Annotated in this window: 1 protein-coding gene; it reads left to right on the forward strand. The window is 48.7% G+C overall.

Going from position 1 to position 460, the window contains the following annotated elements; translation table 11 throughout:
• Positions 1-460, forward strand: a 460-nt coding sequence (locus DW806_RS10270) for an IS3 family transposase (RefSeq protein WP_118729889.1), incomplete at both ends; no start/stop codon positions are given.

The raw sequence follows: 460 nt of genomic DNA on the forward strand, positions 1-460 counted from the left end.
GGTAATTCGCCGTCTTATGAAGCAAGTAGGAGTGCAGGGAGTGAACAGAAAGAAGACAAGCTACAGTTCCTATCAGGGAGAAATCACGCCAGCTGTCCCCAATCTTCTAAAACGGGATTTCCATGCAAATCGTCCCAATGAAAAGTGGCTGACAGATATTACGGAATTTGCAATCCCTGCAGGCAAGGTTTATCTTTCGCCAATCATCGACTGCTTTGATGGCATGCCTGTTTGTTGGAGCATTGGCATCAGCCCGAACGCAGAGTTGACAAACGGAATGCTGGACAAAGCGATTTCTCTTCTAAAAGTCGGAGAGCACCCAGTTGTCCATACGGATCGTGGGTGTCACTATCGCTGGCCAGGCTGGATCAGTCGTATGGAAGCAGCACATTTGCATCGATCCATGTCCAAGAAAGGGTGCTCGCCTGATAATTCAGCCTGTGAAGGTTTCTTTGGGCGA

This window comes from Butyricicoccus sp. AM32-19 (genome assembly GCF_003480365.1).
GTDB classification, from domain to species: Bacteria; Bacillota; Clostridia; order Oscillospirales; family Butyricicoccaceae; genus Agathobaculum; species Agathobaculum butyriciproducens.